General features: G+C 60.1%; 18 protein-coding genes and 1 pseudogene. 9 read left to right on the forward strand and 10 right to left on the reverse strand.

What is annotated here, in order from left to right; translation table 11 throughout:
- Positions 1–107 precede the first annotated feature (107 nt).
- On the reverse strand, positions 108–632 hold the full coding sequence (locus HMPREF2975_RS04385; protein WP_058237647.1) for a peptidylprolyl isomerase: 525 nt from the start codon (positions 630–632) through the stop codon (positions 108–110).
- Between the two features lie 201 nt (positions 633–833).
- On the opposite strand from HMPREF2975_RS04385, the gene HMPREF2975_RS04390 reads away from it, so the two are divergent.
- A complete protein-coding gene (locus HMPREF2975_RS04390) occupies positions 834–1,562 on the forward strand; it encodes a hypothetical protein (RefSeq protein ID WP_193599986.1) in 729 nt (242 codons plus the stop codon).
- 310 nt (positions 1,563–1,872) lie between these two features.
- Here HMPREF2975_RS04390 and HMPREF2975_RS12920 read toward each other — a convergent pair whose 3' ends face one another.
- Entirely contained in the window at positions 1,873–1,998 is a 126-nt protein-coding gene (locus tag HMPREF2975_RS12920; protein WP_264673888.1) for a hypothetical protein, read from the reverse strand.
- Between HMPREF2975_RS12920 and HMPREF2975_RS12765 the strand changes: the two genes are divergently transcribed.
- The 3 genes from HMPREF2975_RS12765 (at position 1,969) to HMPREF2975_RS04400 (ending at position 3,433) form a co-directional block, all read left to right on the forward strand.
- Positions 1,969–2,355 (forward strand): GNAT family N-acetyltransferase, encoded by a 387-nt coding sequence (locus HMPREF2975_RS12765; protein ID WP_227469255.1) that lies wholly within the window; start codon positions 1,969–1,971, stop codon positions 2,353–2,355. The genes HMPREF2975_RS12920 and HMPREF2975_RS12765 overlap by 30 nt on opposite strands.
- A gap of 267 nt (positions 2,356–2,622) precedes the next feature.
- Positions 2,623–3,051, forward strand: a complete 429-nt coding sequence (locus HMPREF2975_RS04395) for an OsmC family peroxiredoxin (RefSeq protein WP_070726002.1) — start codon at positions 2,623–2,625, stop codon at positions 3,049–3,051.
- Positions 3,044–3,433, forward strand: a complete 390-nt coding sequence (locus HMPREF2975_RS04400) for a DUF488 domain-containing protein (RefSeq protein WP_070726004.1) — start codon at positions 3,044–3,046, stop codon at positions 3,431–3,433. The genes HMPREF2975_RS04395 and HMPREF2975_RS04400 overlap by 8 nt, the downstream gene beginning before the upstream one ends.
- 180 nt (positions 3,434–3,613) lie before the next feature.
- Here HMPREF2975_RS04400 and HMPREF2975_RS04405 read toward each other — a convergent pair whose 3' ends face one another.
- The 5 genes from HMPREF2975_RS04405 to serS form a co-directional block, all read right to left on the reverse strand.
- Positions 3,614–4,564, reverse strand: coding sequence for a carbohydrate ABC transporter permease (locus HMPREF2975_RS04405; protein WP_227469225.1), 951 nt, complete (start codon positions 4,562–4,564; stop codon positions 3,614–3,616).
- A 1-nt stretch (position 4,565) separates the two neighbouring features.
- Positions 4,566–5,690 (reverse strand): carbohydrate ABC transporter permease, encoded by a 1,125-nt coding sequence (locus HMPREF2975_RS04410; RefSeq protein WP_227469227.1) that lies wholly within the window; start codon positions 5,688–5,690, stop codon positions 4,566–4,568.
- An 11-nt stretch (positions 5,691–5,701) separates the two neighbouring features.
- Positions 5,702–7,081 carry an ABC transporter substrate-binding protein gene (locus HMPREF2975_RS04415; protein ID WP_227469229.1) on the reverse strand — a complete coding sequence of 460 codons (1,380 nt, stop codon included), beginning with the start codon at positions 7,079–7,081 and terminating at the stop codon, positions 5,702–5,704.
- Between the two features lie 271 nt (positions 7,082–7,352).
- Positions 7,353–8,258 (reverse strand): HAD family hydrolase, encoded by a 906-nt coding sequence (locus tag HMPREF2975_RS04420; protein WP_070726007.1) that lies wholly within the window; start codon positions 8,256–8,258, stop codon positions 7,353–7,355.
- Positions 8,255–9,526 (reverse strand): serine--tRNA ligase, encoded by a 1,272-nt coding sequence (gene serS / locus HMPREF2975_RS04425; protein WP_058237640.1) that lies wholly within the window; start codon positions 9,524–9,526, stop codon positions 8,255–8,257. The genes HMPREF2975_RS04420 and serS overlap by 4 nt, the downstream gene beginning before the upstream one ends.
- 248 nt (positions 9,527–9,774) lie before the next feature.
- On the opposite strand from serS, the gene HMPREF2975_RS04430 reads away from it, so the two are divergent.
- Positions 9,775–11,097 (forward strand): YkvI family membrane protein, encoded by a 1,323-nt coding sequence (locus HMPREF2975_RS04430; RefSeq protein ID WP_070726010.1) that lies wholly within the window; start codon positions 9,775–9,777, stop codon positions 11,095–11,097.
- A 240-nt stretch (positions 11,098–11,337) separates the two neighbouring features.
- On the forward strand, positions 11,338–12,666 hold the full coding sequence (locus tag HMPREF2975_RS04435) for a YkvI family membrane protein (RefSeq protein WP_058237638.1): 1,329 nt from the start codon (positions 11,338–11,340) through the stop codon (positions 12,664–12,666).
- 27 nt (positions 12,667–12,693) lie between these two features.
- Here the strand turns inward: HMPREF2975_RS04435 and HMPREF2975_RS04440 are convergent, their stop codons facing one another.
- Together HMPREF2975_RS04440 and HMPREF2975_RS04445 are read right to left on the reverse strand one after the other, a co-directional pair.
- Entirely contained in the window at positions 12,694–15,051 is a 2,358-nt protein-coding gene (locus tag HMPREF2975_RS04440) for a DUF6541 family protein (RefSeq protein WP_070726011.1), read from the reverse strand.
- 204 nt (positions 15,052–15,255) lie between these two features.
- Positions 15,256–15,894 (reverse strand): annotated as a pseudogene (locus HMPREF2975_RS04445) (DedA family protein); the annotation flags it as partial.
- A gap of 120 nt (positions 15,895–16,014) precedes the next feature.
- On the opposite strand from HMPREF2975_RS04445, the gene HMPREF2975_RS04450 reads away from it, so the two are divergent.
- The 3 genes from HMPREF2975_RS04450 (at position 16,015) to HMPREF2975_RS04460 (ending at position 21,492) form a co-directional block, all read left to right on the forward strand.
- A complete protein-coding gene (locus HMPREF2975_RS04450) occupies positions 16,015–18,978 on the forward strand; it encodes a lysylphosphatidylglycerol synthase transmembrane domain-containing protein (protein ID WP_070726012.1) in 2,964 nt (987 codons plus the stop codon).
- 77 nt (positions 18,979–19,055) lie between these two features.
- Positions 19,056–20,066, forward strand: coding sequence for a DsbA family protein (locus HMPREF2975_RS04455; protein WP_058237635.1), 1,011 nt, complete (start codon positions 19,056–19,058; stop codon positions 20,064–20,066).
- A 160-nt stretch (positions 20,067–20,226) separates the two neighbouring features.
- Positions 20,227–21,492 (forward strand): diacylglycerol/lipid kinase family protein, encoded by a 1,266-nt coding sequence (locus HMPREF2975_RS04460; protein ID WP_070726015.1) that lies wholly within the window; start codon positions 20,227–20,229, stop codon positions 21,490–21,492.
- 42 nt (positions 21,493–21,534) lie between these two features.
- On the opposite strand, the gene HMPREF2975_RS04465 is transcribed toward HMPREF2975_RS04460, so the two are convergent.
- A complete protein-coding gene (locus tag HMPREF2975_RS04465; protein ID WP_070726162.1) occupies positions 21,535–23,199 on the reverse strand; it encodes an alpha/beta-hydrolase family protein in 1,665 nt (554 codons plus the stop codon).
- Positions 23,200–23,342 lie beyond the last annotated feature (143 nt).

The raw sequence follows: 23,342 nt of genomic DNA on the forward strand, positions 1-23,342 counted from the left end.
GCGCCCGCCACAGTGGACGAGGGCGTCCCATCCGGCTGTCAGGGCTGGCAGTATCCAGCTTACCGGTGGTCGCCCTCGTCACTGATGATGCAGGCATCAGCCCGCGTCTACTTGTCAAGAATCTCCACGGATTCAATCACGACGTCTTCGCGCGGCTTGTCGCGTCCGTCGGTGGGAACCTGTGCGATCGCGTCGACGACGCTGCGTGACTCATCGTCGGCCACCTTGCCGAAGATCGTGTGCTTGCCCTGCAGCCACTGGGTCGGTGCGACGGTGATGAAGAACTGGGATCCGTTGGTGCCCTTCCCCATGCGGGTTCCGGCGTTGGCCATTGCCAGGACATACGGCTCGTTGAAGTTCAGTTCCGGATGGATTTCATCATTGAACTGGTAGCCGGGACCTCCTGTGCCGGTGCCGAGCGGGTCACCTGTCTGGATCATGAAACCGTCGATGACGCGGTGGAAGATCACGCCGTTGTACAGCGGTGAGCTCATTTCCTGACCGGTGCCGGGGTGCGTCCACACGCGCTCACCGGTTGCCAGCCCCACGAAGTTCTTCACCGTGAACGGTGCGTGGTCGGGGTACAGGTCCAGGCGGATATCGCCTTGTGAAGTATGAAGAATAGCTTGCATGAATCTATAGTGACAGATTTTCCGCCTGTGAGCACGCGTGTGGGCAGCCGTTCGCCCAGCGCGCATTTTACGTAAATGGTCACTGTCTGCCGGCCTTTTATGGTGTGATTGAAGTGCATTGAATCGTGTGACGGTGCACAATAGGGGGGAAGACCCTTTGCGTCATTCGTCGCAATGAAGAAACAAGATCCGGAGGCATCAATGGCTAAGAAACACCAACTCGATCCGGAGCAGATTAAATCTGATGCCGTTCAGCTGGGGTCCACTCTGGCTGAGCAGGCTCATGCCGCTGCCGAAAAGGTCGCTGACCTGGCGGAACAGGGCTTGGACTGGGCCGGCCCGCGCGCTCAGGAGGTATTGGATAATGCTCGCAAGACTGCAGACAGCGCCCGCAAGTCTGCCCAACCTTACATTGACGAAGCGACTGACCGTGCCCGCGATGCTGCAGACAAGGTTCGTCCCGTGGTTGAAGAAGCACGTAAGCGTGCCGAGGATGACTACATGCCTCGCGTGAACCGCGCATGGACGGAAGCAACGGCTGCCGCTCAGACTGACGGTGACCTGATCGAACGCGCTCGCCGCGCTGCCGATGCCGGATCACATGCGTTGACCACGCCGACCCCAAAGCGTAAGTCACACCGAGTTGCCAAGTGCCTCGGCTGGACGGCACTGGGGCTGAGCGCCGCTGGTGTGGGATACCTGTTGTGGCGTCGAAGCCAGCCGATCGAAGATCCGTGGGCCGAGGAATACTGGGCTGACCTGGACACCGATGTTGAACTGCCTGACGTTGAGGTAGAAAGCGCTGATGACGCGCAGGGCGTGTCGCAAACCCCGACCGACGAGGAAAAGGCTGCGGCTGAAGAGGCTGCTCAGGCCAAGCTTGAAGCCGATGAGAAGGCCAACAAGGAAGCTGAAGAAGCTGCCAAGTAAGGCCTCCAGCGCGGGCACGTGAAAGAGGGACGCTCCCTTTACGAGGTGTCGTCTTTCTGAGCGCCCGCAGGGCTGTGAACTGCTGACCGGCGTGTGCGTCTGCGTGACATGCACGCCGGTTTGCTTTCACGGGGCGGGCGCGGTTTGCTTTCACGGGTCGGCGCCGGTTTGCAGTTGGCTGTGAGGAGACTGCACGTGGAGGCGCTCTTACCTTGACCAGTTGATCCGACGCTCCCGTAGCACCTTGACCAGTTGACTAAGACCTTTGCCCGTTGATAGTTCAAAGTCTTATACCTTGATCCGTTGATTTCTACCTTGAGCGCTTGATTGAGGCGCGCGCCAATTCCGCGCGATCGGTGCCGACACCGAGCAGATCATGGCGCTGTTTGCCCGCGAAGCTGATCGGATGCAGCGCGATGGACTTGATCAGTGGCAATCTGGCATCTATCCATTGACCGAGCATATTGAGGCAGATATTCGAAGCGGCTACGGATGGGGGGGTTGCCAGCAGAGGAGACGTCCTGGCCTATCTGAGTATCGACGACACTCCCGGCCCGTTTTACGATGCGGCCAATCTGACGTGGAAGACTCCGCGCGAGGGAAGGAGGGAACATGGGTGATGCACCGACTGATCGTTGCCGAAGAAGCTCGCGGAATGGGACTGGCTCGCAAGCTGATTGAATTCGCTGCGACGCAGTCACCGAACGGGCATCTGCGCGCGGATACGGATCCGAAAACACGCCCATGCGGGCACTGTTTGAGCGGCTCGGATTCCGTGACGCTGGATTGCTGACCTATCACGAACTCAACGATTTGTAATGCGTGACCTACGAGCGCTAGGTGCACTCGGTCGTGCGGCGACAGATGAGCCAACACGTCCAGGTGCACCCGGCCAGGTTCGGCTGGATGTGACAGCGCCGCCAGGCGCCAACACCGCATTCCCACGCGCATGGTCTCACCCAAAATAATCTCGCCGCGCGCTGAATATTTCCATTGAGGGCGCGCCGAGCCGGCAAATAGGGTAGACATGAAGTGCACATCCACTATGAGAGGAGTCACAATGGCGAATTCAACTGTGAGCACTGCGAGCACCCACTGGGAAGGTGGCCTGACAGACGGCGCCGGACAAACGACACTCGAAACATCCGGTGTGGTCACACTGGACGTCGCGTGGGGCAAGCGCACTGATCCAGGCCAGGGCACCACGAACCCCGAAGAACTCATCGCAGCAGCCTTTGCCACCTGCTATTCGATGGCACTGACCAACGAGCTGACCGAAAACGGACATGCACCCGAATTCCTCGACACCACTGTCGAGGTCTCCTTCAACCCGAAGGACGGCATTTCCGGAGCCAAACTCACCGTCAGCGGTAAGGTTCCCGGCCTCGATGCTGAAGCCTTCAAGGAAAAGGCTGAGTGGGCAAAGGACAACTGCCCCGTCTCCAAGGCACTCGGCGGCCTCAAGAAAGAGCTTGTCGTGAATGCCTGAGTTTCATCTCAAACGCATCTACGAGGATCCGGAGCCGTCTGACGGCCTCCGGGTTCTTGTCGATCGTCTCTGGCCACGGGGGATCTCCAAGGAGCGCGCCGCCCTGGACGAATGGAACAAGGACCTGCCACCATCACCGCAGCTGCGCACCTGGTTCGGACACCGACCCGAACGATTTGAGGAGTTTGCACACAGCTACCGTCAGGAACTGGCTGACAGCGGAGCCGCACGCGACTTCGTGGAAAACCATCTCACCTGCGATGTTGTCACGCTGCTCATCGCGGCAAAAGACCCCGAGCACAACCACGGACTAGTGCTGCAGGACGTTCTCACCACACTTGCCGCTGAGCGTGCGGATCGCCAGCAATGCGGATCACCATGACAGCACGAACCGATGACACTGCGCATCCGTCTCAGTAGCGACGCAGCGACGCCCTCGTTCATCCATGCTTAACGGAGTTGACGAGTGCGACTGTGGACGTCGCCCCTGTCACATGTCAATAACTCAAGGGGCGCCCCGGAGTTCACACCCCGAGGCGCCCCTTGAGTTATGTGTACGGGATCAGCCCTTCACGGATCCGCGGGTCACACCCGAGATCACCCAGCGCTGAGAGAACACATAGACCAGCAGCAGCGGAGCCATCGCCATCAGGTAGGAGGCGAATGCCACCGAGTAGTCCAGGTTGAACTGTCCCTGGAACACATACTGTGCCAGCGGCAGCGTGCGGTGCGCCGGGTCGGTCAGCACAACCAGCGGCAAGATGAAGTCATTCCATGCCCACACGCACGTGATGATTCCGACCGTCGCATTCATCGGAGTGAGCAGTGGGAAAATCACCTGCCAGAACACACGCCACGTGGATGCGCCATCCACGCGCGCCGCCTCTTCCAGCTCAATGGGAATCGAGCGGATGTAGGAGACGTAGATGAACGAGTTCATCGACAATCCGAAGATCGTGTACAGGATGACCATGCCGATGGGTCGATCCAGGTGCAGGATCGACATCTGCTTGATGATCGGCAGCATGATGATCGGGAACGGGATGAACAGTGCCGACAGCAGGTAGTAGAACGCGCCCTTGAAGAACGGCTTATGCAGGTTCCGTGCAATCGCCCAGGACACGATCGACGAGGTCAAAATCGTGAACACCAAGGTCAGTGCTGTGACGAACACGGTGTTGACCAGCGCGTGCTTGAAGTCGGCGCGCTCCCAGGCGTCCGCGAAGTTCTGCCAGCGGATCGAGGTCGGCAGTTCAAACCCGTTGCCGTTGAGCACCTGATCAGGCGACTTGAGCGCAACAACCACGGCGAGGTACATCGGGATCAGCACGCCCAGAGACGTGAACAGGATAAACAGCGTGGCCACCCAGTTGATGCGGCGCCTCTTTGAAGGGCGTATCTTGCGCGTCGACGTGTTGGCCGAGTTCTGCCCGGCTGTCCCTCGCGTCGAGGGCGACGACGCTGACGAGGACGTTGATTCGATCGGTGTGCCTGGTGTCATGGGAGCAGTCATGTTACTTTCCCTCCCCACGTTGCAAAATTCTGAATTGGAACAGCGACACGATGGTGATCACCACGAAGAAGAACACCGCGTTTGCTGTCTGGTAGGCGAACTCACCGCCGGTGAAGCCGCCTCGGTAAATCAGGACGGAGACCGATTCGGTTGCCGTGCCCGGTCCGCCGTCGGTCAGCGCGATGATCGGGTCGAAGACCTGCAGGAAGCTCTTCAAACTCAGCACCATATTGAGGGTGAAGAAGGGGCCGATCAGTGGGAACGTGATCTTCCAGAACTGTTGCCACGAGTTCGCACCATCCAGTGCGGCAGCCTCGTACACATCGTCTGGAACGGTTTGCAGTCCGGCCAGGTACAAGATGATCGCGAATGCGCTTGCCTGCCACACGGCCAGCGTGATGATCGCTCCCCATGCGGCGATCGGGTGCGTCAAAATGTTGTCTCTGAACAGCGGAATGCTGGAGAAAATCTTCGGCAACGATGTTGAGAACATGAATTTGAAGACGTAGCCGATGATCAGCACCGACAGGACGTAGGGGATGAAGAACACGCCTCTGAAGAAGTTACGGGCCAGAATGTTCGAGTTCAGCGCCACGGCGATGATCAGCGAGATCACGTTCGTCAGGATCGTGGCGATGATGGCGAAAATGAAGGTGGCCGCATAGGCGTGGAACATGCGCTCGTCGCGGAAAATGTTGATGTAGTTGGAGATTCCAACGAATTTCCACGTTCCGTATCCGGCATAGTTCGTGAACGAGAAGAACACGCCGATCAGGACGGGCAGTGTATGGAACAGTGCGAACGCAATGAGCGCGGGCACGACAATCATCGTGTACGTGCGGTCCTTGGTGGGCGACACTGTTCGTCGCTTCCCCTTATCTGAACCGGACCTGCGTGCGGACGAGGCCGAGGACTTAGCCGAGAGTGTGCCCGATGAGGCCGTACCCGACACGGCCGTAGCCGTTGCCGTGGTGGTCACCGAACGTGCAGGTTCACTCGCCGTTGCTGTGTCTCGTGAGCGCATGCGTTCGCGCAACTGTGGCGGCAGGTCAACCATGCGGCCGTCTTCGCCGTCCGTGCTGCCGGCATTGTGCGATCCGGCGCCAGCACCAGGTGTTGATGACATGGATTTTCCTTTCACTCCACAGTGCGTGCAGCGTATTCACGCCACTGGCGATCCAGCTGCTGCAGTGTCACTGATGGGTCTGCATCAAACAATCCTTGCTGGACCAGAGGGTCCAGTCGGATAGAGGCGGGAACGTGGTGGTCCACGAATCCTGCGATGTGGCCTCCGTCGAAGAACGGAGCCAGTTCCTGAATTGCCGGATCATCCGGGTAGTCAGCTTCTCTGAGGGAGGGGAACATGGATTGCGACTTCGCGACCTTCTCGATGACTTCAGGCTGGAAGAGGTAGTCGAAGAAGCGGCGTGCCTCTTCAGGGTGCGCCGCCCCCTTCCCCATCGTCACAACGACGTCCACGCCAGTCACCAGCAGGCGCTGGTCGGCGCCCTCACCTTCGGGAGCCGGATACGGGAAAATTGCCGCATCCACGTCGGGGTTTGCCTGACGGATCGGATTGAGCGCCCAGATACCCTGCATCAGCATGGCGACTTCACCGTTGGCAAATGCGGCGTTGCCGTCGTCGTAGGTTCGGGCACGCCATCCGTCCTGTGCGTATCCGAATAAGGTGAGTTGGCGCTGCATCGGTTCGGTGAAGTTCTTCTGGAACGACACCGCCGAATCCGGCCCGATATCCGTACCCTGCTCGCGCATGGTGTCGAAGAACCCGTCGCGCGCGGCGTAGGCGCCCAACCCATTAAATGAGGGCAGTGTGGTCCACGCGTCGGCCACCGTCCCGTAGAACGGTGTGATGCCAGCGGCCTTGAGCTTTTCACACACATCGAGCAGTTCTTCCCATGTGGAGGGAACTTCCAGGCCCTGTTCCTTGAAAATCTGGCGGTTGTAGATGATGCCGTCTGCGTTGTTCAGATAGCCGACACCGTTGACTTCGCCTTCCGCATTTCCCAGGTCAGCCAGAATGTCCTGCACAGCCGGGTTAATGTGCTCAAGCAGCGGGTCACCTGAAAAGTCGTGGAAGACGCCGGCTCGTGCCAGGTCAGCGAATTTTCCGTTACCGTTCAGGGTGATGACATCCGGCGGGCGGTTCTTCACCAGGAGCGTACGGATCGCGGTGTCCGCATCTGCCGATTGGTTAATGACTATGTCAATGTCGGGATTTTCGGCCTCAAAATCAGCCGCGATTTCTTCGAAATCTGTTTTGGCTTCACCTTTGAACTGGAAAAAGTCCAGTTCGGTTTTCTCCTGCGCCTGGGGCGTCCCGCAGCTCGCCAATGCTCCACATGCGCATACAGCCAGAGCCGCAATCAGTGCTCGTCGCATTCGTGGTTGCCGAGGGCGACGTGTGGCACCGTGAGCATCTGGCTTGGATGTGTGCGTCGATGATGAGCACTGTGATTCGAGCGGAGAATGCTCCAGGGGCGATGCGTGTGAATACACCGTGACATCTCCTGCCTTCAAATGTATGGACTGAGCGCTCATTCACCCCTGCGGCATACGCAAGCGAGTCGGCGTTCAACGTGTGTGACGGGTGCTCCTCGTATCGGCCGTAACCATTACGATAAGCCACTTCATTTATATCTCATTGGCCACGAACGTGAGGGGCCGAGGGTCCTTTTTGTCAGCAATAACTCGGTTTTGACACCTGACAGACACCGTTTGTGTGTCGAGCCGCCAGTCGCCGTCCTCAGGTCCGTGACAAGCCGGTGAGTCAGAAGCGATTCAAAATCGCGCGGACCAGAGCGGCAGCGCCGTCATTTTCCACCGACCCGGTCACCGCATCGGCATAGCTGCGCACGTCCTCATCAGCGCCGCCCATCGCTACGCCGTGCGCGGCCCACTGCAGCATCGGGATGTCATTCGTTCCATCCCCCACCGTGACGGTGCCGCTGTGGGGCACCTGCAGGTACTCAGCCAGTTCTTCCAGACCGGTCGCCTTGGTAAAGCCACGAGGCCCGACATCCACCCAGGACGTCCACCCGATCGCCACTTCATGTGTGTCAGCCAGGCCAGTCTGCGCGATCGCCTCGCTGAATTCTTCACGCGTCAACGACGGCGCACGGCCAACGAGTTTGGTGCTGGGAGTGCTGCGCAGGTTCTCCATCGATTCGACGCGGAACGTTTCGATCAGCTCACCATGTGGGAACGGCGCAGAAACAGCGTATCCATAGTCGCGTTCTGACCCGATCAATGCATCCGGCATGACCTGGCGTAACGCGTCAATTGCTTCTGCGGGATTGAAACTGTGCCGGCGCACCACGCGTCGACCACCCTCGAGCTGGGGATCCCACTGACCCATCGTGGTGCCGTTCGAACACACCGCCCACCCCTGACTGGCTTTCAGATAGCCAAAGACCGGGTCGACGGCATTGACGCCTCGCCCAGTGGCGATCACCATCTTCATTCCGGCAGCAACACCGTCATGGAATGCGCTGATGACACGCTCAGAGGCACCCTCGGGAAGCAACAATGTGCCGTCAACGTCCAGGGCGACCATGATTTTGGTCGGATCGCGGGGAAGTGACGAGGGCAGGCCGGCCTCGGCCCTCGCGACGAGTTCATCGAAGGGGATGGCCTGCTCGCCGGACGGGGGCGGTGTGAGGAGCGGGATGCTCACCGCGGCTCCAGGACGTCGATTCCACCCAGGTAGGGCCGCATTGCTTCAGGCACGCGCACGGACCCGTCTTCACGCTGATGGTTCTCCAGGATCGCGACGAGCCAGCGGGTTGTCGCCAGTGTGCCGTTGAGCGTGGCAACCGGGAACATCTGGCCATCGCGGCGCTCTCGAATGCCCAGGCGCCGGGCCTGGAAGGTTGTGCAGTTCGATGTGGAGGTGACCTCCATGTAGCGCTGCTGGGTCGGCAGCCATGCCTCGCAGTCGAACTTGCGTGCTGCCGAGGTGCCGAGGTCGCCGGCCGCAGTATCGATGACGCGGTAGGGCAGTTCCATCTTCGCCAGCATCTCTTCTTCCCACGCAAGGAATTTCTTGTGCTCCTCTTCAGCATCCTCAGGGCGGCAGAACGAGAACATTTCCGCCTTGTTGAACTGGTGGACACGGATAATGCCGCGCGTGTCGCGCCCGGCTGCCCCAGCTTCGCGCCGGTAGCAGGTTGACCATCCGAGGTAATGCTTCGGGCCGTCACTCAGGTCCAGAATCTCACCCATGTGGTAGCCCGCGAGCGCCACTTCGGAGGTGCCCACCAGGTACAGATCGTCAGCAGGCAGGTAGTAGATTTCATCGGAATGCTCGTTGAGGAATCCTGTGCCACCCATGACCTGCGGCGTCACCAGCGTCGGCGTCATCATCGGAGTGAAACCTGCAGCGACAGCCTGATCCAGCGCCATGGTCATCATCGCCAGCTCCAGGCGCGCGCCGATTCCCTTGAGGTAGTAGAAACGCGATCCTGAAATCTTGGCGCCGCGTTCGACGTCAATTGCGTCCAGTTTTTCACCGATTTCCAGGTGATCTTTCGGCTCGAACCCTTCGGCCGCGAAGTCACGCGGATCGGGGCCTTCATGGCGCAGCACCACGAAGTCTTCTTCACCACCGGTGGGCACTCCCGGCAGAATCAGGTTCGGCAGCATGCGTGCCAGTTTGTCGGCTTCTTCGCCTGCTTCGTTCGATGCGGCCTCAGCATTCTTGACCCGCGCAGCCAGTTCCTTGGCCTCAGCCAGGATTGCGGGCCGCTCTTCCTTGCTGGCACGCCCCACAGATCGAGAGACCTCTTTTTGCTGCGAGCGCAGCTGCTCGAATTCCTGGAGCAGTTCACGCCGCTTCGTGTCGGCTTCGAGGATTCGGTCCACCAGTTCCACGTCTGCGCCGCGCGCACGCTGTGAGGCGCGGGCCGGTTCGGGATCTTCTCGCAAGGCACGCATATCAATCATGTGTTCATGGTAGTTCAGATACACCGCCCGTTACTACCGCGCCAGCGGGGAGGGGTCGCGGGCATGTGCGGTGACGCCCCTCAATCGCGCGCACACGGCAGGGTTGGTCAACTATAGTTCGTGGGTATCACTACTTCGGGTCACTGACGAGGGCGACTTTCCCCGCGGCGTGTGCCACGCCGCGACGGTGCGCCGGCGCTATTGGAGGTGCCCATCAGCGAGAAAGCGACCCGGGAACGGATCGACAGATGAATAAGAAAGTCCTGACCGTTGCCATGGCGTACATTGCGATCGCCGTGGGTGCAGGCTTTGCCTCCGGGCAGGAAGTCCTTCAATACTTCGTCGGTTTTGGTCCGTGGGGCCTGGTCGGCGCATTGGCCGCTGCCATTGTGTTTTCATTCGCAGGTTTCGTGATTGTCCAGCTCGGGTCCTATTTCCTGGCCAGCGATCACAAAGTCGTGTTCGGCGAGGTGGCGCACCCGGTTCTGGCATTCCTGTTCGACGTCACCGTCACTGTCACAGCTTTTTCAATTGGTTTCATCATGATTGCCGGCGGAGGAACGAACCTGAATCAGCAGTTCGGCCTGCCGACATGGGTTGGCTCAGCGATCGTGATCGTGGTTGTTCTGGCGATGGGGTTTCTGGATGTCAGCAGGGTTACGCGCATCATCGGCGCGCTCACACCGGTGCTGATCATCTGCGTCCTGGCGGTGACCATCTACGCGCTGACACACATCGACGCCACCTGGAGTGACATCCACGCTTCAACGCAGCTGGTTGACACCACCATTGCGCACTGGTCATTGTCGTCACTGAACTACGTGGCAATGAACCTATGCGTGGTGGCGTCAATGGCGATCGTCATCGGTGGCGATATTTCCGATCCGAAAGTGGCCGGCTTTGGCGGCCTTCTCGGCGGCGTGTTCTTCGGAGTCCTCCTGCTGGCGATCACGGTGTCGCTGTATGTGCACGTGCCGACCGTGTACCGCGATGACATGCCGATGCTGGCGTTGGCCGCCAGCGCGGCACCGTGGGCGGGGCACGTGATGGCACTGGTTGTTTTCGGCATGATCCTGAACTCTGCGATCGGCATGTTCTACGCGCTGGCTTCGCGTTTCTCCACAGGAAGCACCGGCCGTTTTCGCCTGGTGCTGGTGGCGCTGGTTGTGGCCGGCACCGTCCTGTCGGCTTTCGGCTTCAAGAACCTGGTGACCTGGCTGTTCCCCGTCATTGGTTATGCCGGCTTCATCCTGATGGGCGTGCTGGGCTACTCGTGGATTCGCACGCGCCGCATAATTAACGAGGAAACTGATCGACGAGGGCGAATCACGCGTCTGCTCAGACGCAAACTACGCACGGATCGTGTGTTTTCCAGACTCGATCAGGCACGTCTGGACCGCGAAGTGAGCGCCTCATCCATTGAAAATGCTCAGCTGGTGGGGACCATCGGATCAGAAACGTGTGACGACCTTGATGCGCGTGGTATTGCTCACGACGATCTTGACGGTGAATCAGTGTTGCAGAACCAGGCCGAACCTGGTGCCCCTACCGGCGAGGTGTCGGCGAAATAAGCGACGTCAAGCCACAGCTATCTGCTGAATTACACTGATGTAGTTTTCCCCATGTGTGGATAAGCGTGTGGATTAAGTGACAGCAGTGGAGGTGGAAGCCACCCTCGTCAATAGCGGCGAACACAAGGAAGAATCGCCGAACTGGCCGATCGCTGCCGCTGGCGCCCGGCATAAAAGTCGCATGTGAACGAGCAAAGCAGGTTAAAGTATCAAAGGAAATGTTCGCGTCGAAAGCCGTTCATGAATAAAAAAGTCTTGACTGTTGCCCTTGCCTTCATCGGCATCACCGTTGGTGCAGGTTTTGCCTCAGGCCAGGAAGTTCTGCAGTATTTCTCCGGATTTGGGGTGTGGGGCATCGTCGGCGCCGTCATCACCGGTGCGGTGTTCTCATTCGCAGGTCTGGTGGTCGTTCAGCTCGGATCATACTTTCTGGCCAGCGACCACAACGTGGTATTCGGCGGGGTGGCACATCCATTCCTTGCCCGCCTGTTCGACATCATCATCACGTTTACGCTCTTTAGCCTGGGTTTCGTCATGATTGCGGGTGGCGGCTCGAATCTCGAACAGCAGTTTGGACTGCCGACATGGGTGGGTTCCGCGATCATCACGGTGCTGGTCATGCTGGTGGGAATGCTGGATGTGGACAAGGTTACGAAGATCATCGGCATGATTACGCCCGTGCTGATCCTGTGCGTCCTCATCGTGGTGATCTGGTCATTCACGCACATTGATGCGGCGTGGGAGGATATCCACGAGTCTGCGCAGCTGGTGGACACGGCCCTTCCGGCGTGGCATATTTCGACCCTGAACTACGTGGGCGTGTGTCTGTCCACCGTTGTGTCGATGGCGATCGTCATGGGCGGTGACATCACGGATCTGAAGGTTGCCGGGCGCGGGGGAATGATCGGCGGCATCGTCTACGGCGTACTGCTCACACTGGTCGCCGGCGCGTTGCTGACGCAAATGACGACCGTGTATGACCAGGACATGCCGATGCTGGCACTGGTCAACCACATCCATCCGTGGTTTGGCTTTGCGATGGCAATCGTGACGTTCCTGATGATTTTCAACACCGCGATTGCCATGTTCTACGCGTTGGCCAAGCGTTTCTCGCACGGTGGCGACATGCGGTTCCGCGTCATCTTGCTGGCGCTGACAGTGGCAGGGTTCGGGCTGTCATTCCTCGGGTTCAAAGAGCTGGTCAACAAGCTCTTCCCGATCTTGGGGTACTGCGGCATCGTGCTGATGGTGGTGCTGTTTTACTCGTGGATCAAGACTCGCCAGGACATCATCGACGAGTCGGAGCGACGCGGCCGCATTCTCAAGTTGATACGTCGCCGTCTGCGCCTCGATCGCGGTTTTTCCCGCAAACACGCCAGGCAGCTGCGCCACGAAGTCGAGGACTCCGATGTTGAAAACGTCGAACTGGTCGACGCGATGGGGGCCGTCGCCGCGGAGGAACTTGAAGAAGAAGGCATCGACCACGACGATTGGGAGCCGATAGCCGACCGTCAGGAAAACCAGGCTGCCACAGAAGCCGGCGAGCAGGTCTCAGCTGACAAGCACTGAGTCATACTCCGCGCGCCCTGCGCTTCGTCAGTCGCAGGCAGTAATGCGGTACAGTTTCGCCGTGCCGCCAGTGTCGACCAGCTCGAAGCCGTGGGATGTGTCCACGTTGTAGAACCCTGGCATTCGCGAGGAGCGTGCGAAGTTGTAGTACTGGCCATCTTCGTCCTCAAAGAAGTGCGTGATTCCAAGGTCACGAACCACTTGGCACACTTCGGGATTGGTGTGGATCTCATTAAAGGATCGGCGCAGGATATCTTGCGAAACCGTGTCCTTGTTAACCGTCGACAGTTGCCTGAACACGACCTGACGCTGTCCGATCGACAGCGAGTAGGCCTCGCCGGCGATGGGATCTCCGACGATCAACGCATCTTCTGGCACCGTCTGAGGCATGCGCCGGAACATGTTCAGCTCCGCGTTCGTTGACATTCCGGGTTTGCCTAGGTGATCTGCGTCGTACACGTATCGCACCGCCCACAGCCGAGCATCCATCGCGCCGCCCAGTGACATGGCAACGATCCACACGCCGAGCAGTGCGCCGACCCGCCACAGTGACGATTGCGCATGATGCTCGTCAGCGGCGCGCACCCTGTGCGAGCGCACCCAGTTCACGAGCTGCTCGAAACCGAACGCGATCAGAGGAATCATCGTGAGGTTCTGTACCCCCATGATGCGACGAGCATCCATGTACCACGGTGCCAGCAGGTAGGTGCGTCCGGGAAAATCTGGCGCATACGCCATGAAAGTCAGTGCCGCGAACAGCAGGAAAGAGACAATGAGCCAGGTTGTCGGACGCGGCCCATACGATTCGCGCACGCGTTGGCGCGTTGCGATCCACAGGTCGGCTCGTTCGCTCACGGTCATGGAGGCCGTCGACGAGGGCGGCTCCGTCGAATCCTGCAGCATTGCCGAGGGCTGCTCTGCCGCATCGTGAGAATCTGCTGTCTGGCAGTGGAGCGCTGCATCGGTTTGCGCTGCCTCGTCGGAGGGGGCCGCTGCGCCGGAAGGCACTGCTGCCTCGGGCTGCACCACTGACGGCCACGGCCAGGTGGGAATGTCGTTCTTGACCACTCGAGACCACACAAATGCGCCGCGGATCAGCGCAATGATGCCAATCAGCATCAGCACCGCGGTGATCGTGATGGTCAAGATCAAGCCGATGGTGCGGGTGAAAGGCGGATAAGGGGTCAGGAAGGTCGAGAAAGCCTGCTCGTAAGAAATGCCCCGCCTCGGGTAATCCCCCATCGCCTGCACGCGATCCATACCCAGCATCCACAGCGGCGCGCACACCGCCACCACGCACACCACCCCTGTTGCCGCAGCCACGCCGTAGTGACCGATCCACGCGGAGCGCCTGACGAGGATGAACATGGACGCAATGATCGGTGGAATCAGCAGCACAGCCAGTGAAAACGCGGCCGTGGGGTGGGCGAGCACCATGCCGACGAAGCCCAGGGCAATCAGCCCTCCCAGCGGAAGATGTGCAAACGCGCCAGCCAACCCACGATCAGTCGATCGCGCCAACCGCCTGCCCCAGACCAGGCTCATTGCAGCAATTCCCGGCAGAAGGATGACTCCCAACGCGTTGGGCCACTGGTTGTACATGGTCAGGGCGTCAGCCGGCATGGAGAGCATGCAGCCCGCAGCAACGGGTGCCACGACAACGGCAACCCGTGAAGTGGTGACGACAGCAGTGAACGCTGTGCCACCGATCGCCCACAGCGCCATCAGTGCCAGCGAGGCCGCGTTCGACGTTTGAATCACGGTTTCGGGCGTGGCGAACAGCGCCGTGAACGCATGCCAGGCGTTCGGGTAGAAAACTTCACGTCCACCGTACAGAGGTGCCAACCCTCCGAAAGGATCCGCACGTGAGGTCTCCAGAATCGACCACACACCATTGACGTGGAAAACAGAGTCCCACTGTTGCACGGGATCACGCGGATTGACCGCGATCAGCATGGGCAGTGCGGCCAGCACCCAGCCGACAAACACCATGAACCAGATTGCGCCGCGCGCTCTGCGCGACAGAATGCGGTAGGCGTGCGAGGCCGGCGCATCTGCCCGCAGTGGTGGCCGCGCCACCAGGCTGTCTCCAAGCAGTTCGCCATGTTCAGGGTTTGCGCGCCGACGCAGCACATAAACCGCAGCTCCGGCGCAGGTCAGCAATGCCAGGACCGGCATAACGGTAGCGCGGGTATACGGAACTCCCAGCGCATGCCAGATCATCGACAGGATCGACACGGTTCCGACAGTGAGTGCCGGTCCGGCTGCAGCAGCCACCACCGATGAACGGATCTGTGTGCGCACCCAGAAATAGCCGGGAAGGATTGCGATGACAACCATCGCGATCACCAGCGGCATCAGCCCCAACCATGCAACCCAGTTCATGAATCAGCTTTCTGTGGCGCGTTCGGTGCCGGTCGGGTCACCCTCGTCAATTGCGATGCTGCCGGCCCGCCGAAATGCCTCAGGCTTCGGGTCGACAGCTTCGGGACCAGAGCTGACTGACCCGGACCTGCGATCAGCAGCCTCGGAGTCGGCATCGACTGCATCCGACACCTGCGCGGATGCTTCGGCTGCTTCAGCGCGACCTTTGCGAGACTGACGGACACGCTGAATGGCGAACTCGGCGATCATGGGGATGACCGAGACCACGACGATCAGGATGATAATGACTGACAAATTATCGTGAACGAATTGGATACCGCCCAGCGCGGAGCCGGCCCATGTGATGCCCACGCCCCAGGCCAGAGCGCCCAGCGAGTTATAGATGACGAACTTGCCGTACGGGTAGCGCGCGATACCGGCGGCAAGCGGAATGAATGTGCGCACAAACGGGATGAAACGCCCGATCACCAGCGAGCGCCCGCCATACTTCACGAAGTAGCGTTCAGCCTGGTGCAAATGCTCGGTCTTCAAAATCCGCGCATTGTCGGAAAAGAGACGCCGCCCGAATCGACGCCCCAGCCAATAGCCGATCTGTGCGCCGATAAACGCAGCGACGAACGTCAGTGCAATCAAGGTCGGCAGGTGCAGCCCCAGGCGCTCATGAAGCAGACCGGCCGTGAACAGCAGGGAGTCGCCAGGCAGCACCGGAAACAGAATGCCCGATTCGATCAGGACGATCAGCAGCGTGCCCCACAGCACCCACGGACCCATCGCGAGCAGCAAGGATTCGGGATCGTGGAACCAACCGATGACGGTTGTCAACCACGATTGATCGGTTGGCATCACGGTTACAGCCAGCACAAGTTCCCTTTCATTAGCGGGGCATAACACCTCAAAACGGTGCACGCACTACCCTATATGTGTTACTGCACGAATAGGCGTTGCGCCATTAGGATAGATCGTATGACTTTGAAGGGCGCGGATTCGACGGCACCCCAGTCGACGACATCCGATTGGGTCGAACCTGGCTCAGCCACACCCACATCCGCATCGCCCTCCGCGACGTCAGGCCCGTCGACGCCCACACCGCACGGATCCACCACGAACGCTTCTGCCAAGACTGACACTGAGCCGCCCGGCTCAAACCCCGACGCGTCCATCGATGACCTGTCGATCGACCAGCTCGCCGCCACTCAACGCGCGACCGCTCCCCTTCCGCGCCTGTCGCGGCCCGCGTATTTCGCTGACCGTCATGAGGAGCGCACGCGCCGACGTGAGGATCTGACCGACGTTATCCTCGCACTCCTGGGAATCGCACTGGTGTGGGTGTTGGGTATGTACGCCCATTCAACCACGCAAGGGGTCACCGACGATGTGCGCAACGTCTTTGCCGGCGCTCTGCGAGCCATTTTCCTGCTGCCCGTCACGCTGATCGAGGGCCTGATCATTCTGGCCGGCCCTATCGTCATCGTGGGCGCGCTTGCCCGGCGAGGAAGACTCACCACCATCATCGAAACACTCCTGACCGCGGCGATCGCGACGTTCACTGGTTGGGTTCTGATGATAGTGCTCGATCATGTACCTGCCGATTTCACGGCTCCGTTAGGTGCCACCGGCACCTTCGGCGCACACGCCGCCATCAACCTGGTCCTCATGACGCTTGCCGCGTTATTCACCACAGCCGGCGAAACGACGCATATGCGTTCCATCCGCTACGGCTGGCTCGGTCTGGCGGTCGTCGCATTTTTCGGCGTCATTCGCGGCACCATGAGCCTTCCGTCAGCGCTCGTCTCCCTGCTGCTTGGCCGTATGATCGGCTCACTGGCACGATGGGTCCTCGGTTTCGAGGATCAGCGTGCCACTGGAATCGACATTGTCGAAGGCTTGCTGTCGATCGGCATTGTCCCCTCGCGGATCATCCGTTCCGACCTGGAAACGTCAACCTCGCCGCTGGTGACGTGGAAGATTGACGAGGTAGACTCACGGCGCGTCAATCCGGATCGCCATCCAACAGGGGACGGGTCTGCCTCGGCAATCAGTGGGGCCGACATGCAGCCGGGGCGCGATACGGCACTAGTGGGTGCTCGGCCAGGATCGACCGCGGTGCAAGCCGGCAGCGAGACGACCAATGCCGGCACGCCTGAAACTGACGTGACCGATGAGGTGACCACTTCCACTGATGAGGAAGCTGACGTCACTTCCACGCGCCAGGATCTGCACATGTTCACCACCGATGTGGACCTGGTTGAATACACCGTCACGCGTTACCCGCAACGCCCCGACGCCCGCCACTATGCGGTGTGGGATGACCACGGCAGGCTGTGGGAAGTACAGGTGCTTGATCCGGGTCGCGAACTGACAGGCACGCTGATCGACGTATGGAACAATCTGCGTCTGCGCGGGATATCACGATGGGTCTCGCCGTCGCTGAAAGCCAACGCTGAACGCTCCACGCTGACGACGCTGGCTGCGCACAGAGCTGGCGTGCATGTTGCTGAACCACTGGGAATGGCCCAAGTAGGCGATTCAATCCTGGTGGCATCCAAGGCGATCCCGCCGGTGACAACGCTCAAGGATTCGCCTGATCACCTCCTGTCTGACGACGTACTGGATCAGGTGTGGAATCAGTTACTCCTGGCGCATTCCCGGTCGATCACGCACCGCGATCTCACGTTCGACTCGGTGATGCTGGACGCGTCCGGACAGGTATGGCTGCTCGGCTGGGATCAGGGCGAAGTAGCAACGAACGAGCTCAACCGCAGGATCGACATTGCTCAGATGCTGGTGTTGCTGTCGGTGTGCGTGGGTGAAAAACGCGCCCTGGAAAGTGCGGTGCGCGCGGTAGGCATCCGTGAACTCAAGGCCAGCGCGCCGGTGTTGCAAGGCGCGGTGCTGCCCGCGCAGATCAGCCGTGCCGTGCGTAAGAGTGAAACGTTGGCAAATCTGCGAACTGCGATTGTGGGCGATGAGAAGAACGAATCCGCCCAGCTTTTGAAACTTGAACGCTTCGCCCCGAAGACGATTATCACGGTCGCGATCCTCGCGGTGGCCCTCATCGTCGTGCTCGGCTCGATGAACTTCCGCGAAATCGCTGATGCTGTTACGTCTGCCAGCCCGGTGTGGATTATTATCGCGTTCATCCTGGGTGCGCTCACGTGGTTCGGTGCTGCCGTGCCGTTGGTGGCGTTGTCTACCGAGAAGATCAAACTGTCTGACGCGACCCTGGCACAGATCGCCGCGTCCGTTGTGACGGTCGTGGCTCCTGCCGGTATCGGTCCTGCGGCGCTGAACCTGCGCTTCCTCAATAAACAAAAAGTTGAGACACCGATGGCGATCACCACGGTCACGCTCATGCAGATCTCCCAGTTCCTGACAACTGTCGCATTGCTTTTCATCATCTTGCTGACCGGAGCATCATCCACACCGCTTAACATTTCCCTGCCGACGTCGACGATCGTGCTGATCGTGGTCGCAGTACTGGCGGTGGTGGCCACAGCGCTCGCAGTGCCGAAATTGCGCAGGTGGCTGTGGGCAAAAATCAAGCCGACGTGGAAGCAGATCTACCCGCGTCTGATCTGGATCGTGGGTCAGCCCAAGCGTATCGCCGCCGTCCTAGGTGGAAACATCGTGATGAATATCGGCTTCGTCGGCGCGTTCTGGGCAGCGCTCAAGGCTTTCGGCGGTGAGCTCAACCTGCTGACCCTGGCGGTGACATATCTGGCGTCGAACTCGTTGGGATCAGTGATCCCCTCGCCTGGCGGTATCGGTCCGGTGGAAGCTGCGTTGACCGGCGGACTGCAGGTTGCCGGCATCCCCGTCTCGGTGGCACTGTCCACTGCCGTCCTGTACCGACTGGTGACCTTCTACGGTCGTATCCCCTTCGGATGGGCGGCCCTCAAGATCATGCAGAAGAAGGATCTGCTCTGAATCTTCGGATCGCATCGCGTTGTGCACCGGAGGTGGCTCGACCGACGTGGCCACGTAAAACGCGATAATGTGCGTGTATGGACATTCAGCGTACTTCTTCTGATTCTGAATCACCTGGTCGCGCAGATTCACATTTGACGCGCACCGTGCCCGTCTCCGGCTCACAAGCCTCCTCCACCGGCTCTGCTGGTGCAGACGAGAATTCCGCACCAGCAGGATCAGCTACGCACGGCACTGATGCTCGTGCGGCGCGCTCACAGTCGTCGCGCTCCTCGTCATCCGTCCTGGTCGCCATTGCCGCTGTTTTGGCAGTGGTCCTGGCGTTCGCCGCCGGAGTGTTCGTTGGGCGAAGCACCGCGCCGCAGCCGTCACAGGCACAAAGCGAGGCGTCCTCGCAGACACAGGACGAGGCGGCATCGCAGCAAGGTGAAAACTCTGAATCCGCAACCACTCAACAGCAGCTGGACTACGCTCCCTCGCAGACCAATGAGGAGGCGTTGAAGATTCTGGCCGATGAGCCACGACGCGATCCCAACGACCCGATGGCGCGCGGCGAGGTCGACGCTCCCGTCGTGATGGTCGAGTACTCGGATTACTCGTGCCCTATGTGCGCCAAGTACGCCCAGGAGGTTGAGCCCAAGTTTCAGGAACTGATTGACAATGGGACGCTGCGCATCGAGTACCGCGACATGGTGATCTTCTCCGACAAGGGGTCTGACATCGCTGCCGCCGCTGCGCGGGCAGCCGGCCTGCAGGGCAAGTACGTCGAATTCCACGAAGCGGTTTTCGCTCAGGCTCCCACGCAAGATCATGCGTCCTACACTGAAGAGTCCGTCACGCAGATTGCTGAGCAGGTAGGTGTGGCAGACCTGGATCAATTCCGCGCCGACCTGACGTCCGAGAAGATCAAGGACGCCGTCCAGGCTGATACGCAGCACGGCAAATCAGTGGGGTTGACGGGAACACCCTCGTTCTTCATCAACAACGCGTACCTGACAGGTGTCTACCCTGTTGACTACTTCATCCGCACCATCGAGAATCAGGCTGCTGAAGCCGGCAAGGCGATCGAGCCGGCGGCCGAGAAGTAGGCAGAAGGATTAACCGCCGCGCCCCTGCGCCCACTTTGCCCGACAATAGAGGTAGAAGGTACCAGAGAGTCGAACAGGACTGGCGGGCCGGCCCGTCCGCACCGCTGGGAACTCGAAGCTGCACAGTCCAGACAGTCGCACCGTCAGATAGGAGCTTTTCATGGGACGCATCAATCTTTCACGATGGATCGGTTTGGCCACGGCTGGCGCTACAGCAGCTGGTCTGGTGTTGGTCGTACGCTGGCTCGCCTTCCAGCAATCGCGCTCAAATGCGCGCCAGGACGCCCAGTTCGACGTCAACACGCATGAGAGCGACAAGACGCTGGAGAACGTGTGGGTCGTGTTCAACCCTGCCAAACAGTCCGATACTGAACAGTTCCAGGCCCACGTCGAAGAAGTAGCGCGCTCATGCAACGTTTCCCACATCGAGTGGATTGAGACAAGCGAGGAAGATCCCGGCACCGGGCAGGCCATTGAGGCCCTGACGAAGGGCGCATCACTGGTCATCGCTGCTGGCGGTGATGGGACCGTGCGTGCAGTTGCGGCCAGCCTGGCTCATAGCGGCGTGCCGATGGGAATCATCCCCGCCGGAACCGGCAACCTGCTGGCACGCAACCTGAATATTCCCACCGACGACCTGGATGAAGCCATCCGTATTGCGCTGGGCAGCACCTTTATTCACGGTGACTTGGCGTGGCTGCGGATGGAAGATCCGGACGAGGTTGGCGACCTGACCGCTGAAGGCCAGCTGATCCGCGAAGCACGCGAACGCCTGGATGCGAACGGTGACACCATCGCAGAGGATGATGAATTCGCCTACACGGTCATTGCCGGAATGGGCTTTGATGGCGAGACGATGGCGAACACGGATTCTGGTCTGAAGAAGAAGATCGGGTGGATTGCCTACGTCATTTCCGGTGTGAAGGCGCTGCACGGCAAACGCATGAAGGCGTCACTGAAGTTGAAGGATGCTGTCTCCGCCGACCAGTCGACGGTGGCTCCTGACCTGGCAGAACACCCCGACGCGCAGGCAGACGAGGGTGACCGCCCTGATGTTGAAGAACTGAGCGATGTGCCGGCACGGACCATCATGGTTGCCAACTGTGGTGAGCTGCCCTACCTGGTGCTGGTGCCTGATGCGGATCCGACTGACGGACTCCTCGACGTGGTGGCAGTGGACGTGCGCGCAGGTCTGCTTGGCTGGGCAGATGTTGCGGGGAAGATTCTTGCGCAGGGAGCAGGATGGACACCACTGGATCTGCCTGCTTCGACCGGCCACATGACAGCTCGCCAGTGCCGCGATGTCAAGGTCGACGTCGATCAGCCGCGCATCGTGCAAGTCGACGGGGATCCGGTTGGAACAGCCTCGACCGTGCATGTCAGGGTTGACGAGTCTGCCGTCGATATCGCAGTTCCGCGCCAGTAACGCTCAAGGGACTCGCTCTCCGGCAGCCTGCCTGACCGCCGCCTACTGGCGTTCGGACAGCGCAATGTTGGCGGAAATGGCGTGCCCGATCCTCCGCAGCATCGCATCATCAGCCCACTGGCCATCGGTCAGCGTGTTGGGACGTTCTGCGTCCCCAAGCCCCAGCAGTTCCTTCCACATGGGGATCAGTTCGTGGTGGTAGGTGTGCCCGTGCCCACCGGGTGCCCGACCCGCCACCGGCAAATCAGCCAGCACCTGCAGGTATGTCCCGATACGGGTGTACTCCATGGACGGTGACACGTCGCGGCCGGCTTTTTCACGCATCCAGTCCGGCTGGTACCACGCCAGGCGGCCCGTCCACCACACCACCGGGTCGGACGGGTGTTGTGCGTAGATGATGCGCGGGAAGTGCCACGGCCCGAGTTCACGGCCGTATATATCGTGGCGCAGATCCTCCGGACCTGTCGCAAAGCGCACATGCCGCGCATTGTCCACAACAGGTGCCACCTCGGGCGATCCGCGATGCCTCTTTTCTGTCAGCTCCTGATGCATCGGGGTGAACGAGGGCGTCCCCACCCACAGCGCACCGTCCACCTGACGCATCACATCGGCCAGGTCGGTATACACAGCCTGTGAGGCGAATGCGCCGAGCGACTCTCCAGTGATATACAACGCCGGCCGCTGATTAGCAGGCAGACCGTCCACTGCCTTCTTGACTGCCTGGTACAGCATGATCGCGGCTTCGACGCAGTGGTCCAATCCGGTCATCCAATGCAGGGACGAGGGCGCGTAGGAATACTGCATCGACGCTGTGGCGCAGTTGCCGCAGGTCAGGTACTCCAGAGGCTGCACTTCCCACTCGTCAACCCAGCCGGATCCCGTTGACGTATTGACGGCGATGACCGCCCGCTCGAATGCGCCGGTGCGTTCCAATTCGCGCACCACCATGTCAGCTGCGTCAGCGAGGGTCTGCCCGCCTGTCGGCATGCCGGCGTAGACGCGAATAGGTTCGAGGGCCTCGCGCCCGGTCACCTCTTCAATGTCGTGGCGCGAGGGGCCTCGTCCCAAAAACACGCGGCCCTGACCGCCAACGGATGCCCACGACACCAGGGAATGGTGGGATCCGGATCGTTCGGGCACCTCGGGACGAAAGATCCCTTTGGCGGTGCGGTTGTTCATTTCCCATGCCTTTCGGGAAAAGAACGTGACACCTCCAGCGATAATCACTTTTGAGGTCAACAGGATCAGCAGCGCCACGATGATTGCGCATCCCACCGCCAACGCAATCCACATCGGTATCCATCGCGCCAGGAAAGTGACCAGGGTGGCCAACATCCACAGCAACGCATCCAGTACACCGATGATCACGTGGAAGAGCACAAATGCTCCGAGCAGTCCCAGCACAATGGAACTGATTCGCGGACCGGGCATGTCCACCAGTTGCGCAGCTGAGCGGGCGTGGATGAATGACTGAACAACTGATCGGATGAACCAGATCATGAAAATAACGAATGCGGCCCACCGCAACCCGGTTTCGGTGGCAGGCGAGGCACTGATGGTTAAGTCAGTCAGGCGCAAAATTAATGTTCCGGTGCTCTCGATCACCACTCCCACCACGTATCCGAGCGATGCAAGAACGCCGGACACGACGGCTTGCCACCACCAGGATCTGGGCAGCAGGGACGGCGACACGGACACTGCATACATCACCAGCGCGGCGATAATGCCGAGCAGAGATGGACTGTCGAGCACCCGTCACCTCCGTGTTGCATGGAATGTCAGACGTGGGGATACGTTCACGTCCGCGTCCTCTCTATTGTACGAACATCGCACCGCATCACCACGATTCA

The sequence above is a fragment of the Actinomyces sp. HMSC065F12 genome (assembly GCF_001814535.1).
Classification (GTDB): Bacteria; Actinomycetota; Actinomycetes; order Actinomycetales; family Actinomycetaceae; genus Pauljensenia; species Pauljensenia radingae_A.